The sequence below is a fragment of the Bartonella gabonensis genome (assembly GCF_903679515.1).
Lineage (GTDB): Bacteria > Pseudomonadota > Alphaproteobacteria > Rhizobiales > Rhizobiaceae > Bartonella > Bartonella gabonensis.
The window spans coordinates 1-1472 of sequence record NZ_CAHOYM010000094.1 but is presented as its reverse complement, the minus strand read 5'-3'; the positions used below and the strand labels follow the sequence as shown (position 1 = coordinate 1472).

Annotated in this window: 3 protein-coding genes; all 3 read right to left on the bottom strand. The window is 40.8% G+C overall.

Features of this window, described 5'->3' with window-relative positions:
- Nucleotides 1-120 precede the first annotated feature (120 nt).
- On the bottom strand, nt 121-351 hold the full coding sequence (locus HWX04_RS08170; protein ID WP_175869622.1) for a hypothetical protein: 231 nt from the start codon (nt 349-351) through the stop codon (nt 121-123).
- A gap of 41 nt (nt 352-392) precedes the next feature.
- On the bottom strand, nt 393-1055 hold the full coding sequence (bgtA, locus tag HWX04_RS08165; RefSeq protein ID WP_175869621.1) for a gene transfer agent endolysin BgtA: 663 nt from the start codon (nt 1053-1055) through the stop codon (nt 393-395).
- Between the two features lie 64 nt (nt 1056-1119).
- Complete coding sequence (locus HWX04_RS08160) at nt 1120-1449, bottom strand: hypothetical protein (RefSeq protein ID WP_175869620.1); 330 nt, start codon at nt 1447-1449, stop codon at nt 1120-1122.
- Nucleotides 1450-1472: the final 23 nt, after the last annotated feature.

Genomic DNA, 1472 nt, shown 5'->3' with positions numbered 1-1472 from the left:
CAGTAAGGGATTTCCGAATAAAAGTAAGGGGATAGGATTTTGCAACATGCCTCTTAATTATTGCGAATCAAAACTTCTTTTCGAGGTGTTTTGTCATAATTTTTAAAGGAAAGGTTTTCTCTAACTTTTCGTTATCCATTTTTTTAAGTGTGAGAAGCTATTCTCTAGCGCGTCTATGAAACGAGAAAAATCCATGACAAACATAAAGACAATGAAGGCAATCCACTTCATGATGCGTGACATCATCTTTAAGCCTTGATACGTTTCTATCATCTCATGAAGAAGCTGTTGTTCTGTTTCTGTGAGATCTCGTTCCTGATTACTTTGTTTTCTACTCATTTTGCCAACCACATAAGCGTGCTCCCTATTGTTAAAACTTTTGAATCAAAACATCACAAGCGCTGTTCCTTAAACCGCTTGGCAACAATCACCAGTCCTGTACACGCGGCTAAAACCATAATCCCTGCTAACGCCCATTGGATCGGTCCATTACCAACCAATAAGCCTCCAAAACCAGAACAAGACCCGATAATCGGCGCTAACGCCTCTATCTTTAAAAGACCTGTTCTCTCCTTCGTTTCTACCCTGTGATAGTTCGAAGCAATGTAAGACCCTTTGGCCCACAAACCGGCTTCGGCTGCTCGACGGTTGGATAATCCCACAAAAGGCTTGCCCCCCACTTTATTCCATTTCTGTAGTTCACTAGGAACAGCTTCATAATCCCCTTGATTAAGCTTCTTCAACAGTGTGGATTTACAAAAAGCTTTCGTTCCTACGTTATAACAAAACGATACCAATGCCGCGAATTGGCAATCCGTTAACGAAACAGTGACAGATTCCTCTACCGTCTTCTCAAATTGCTTTAAGTCTTCACAAAGAATTTCTTCTGCTTGCTCTTGTGTAATACGCATGCCTTTTTTAACAAGCGGTTGACCCGCATGGCTGGTGTGACCATAACCAATGGTCCAGATACATGCTACATCTCTATAAGCCTCCAAACGTAAACCTTCCCATTGTTTAATCAGCTCTAATCCTTCTTTGGATATCTTTCTCATCTCAATCCTCCATAAAAAAAGCCCCACAAACGCGGGGCTGGATAAAACTCTTCTTTTATGATTGCTATTGGCTATGCTCTTTGATCAACTGCTCGACTTCTTCAACGCTAAAGCCAAGTTGAAAGAGCGGGGCATATTCACTTTCCTGTAATTCATACTGACAACGCTTTACTACAAAATCCCCTTTCAGATCAGACGGCATTTCGGTTATGAGAACAACCTTATGCGTGTCATCTTCTACCCCCTCTTCTCCTTCACTGAGCTCTTTGATAAAGACCCAATAAAAACGCGTTGATAAAAGCATCTCTAGCCTTCTTACCGTTTCTGCCTTATCAAAAGAAAGCATGTTCAGATAATCTTCTTTGCTATTTAAATGCTCTGGGTATTCTATCATCTTCACATTCTCCCTAAACAAAA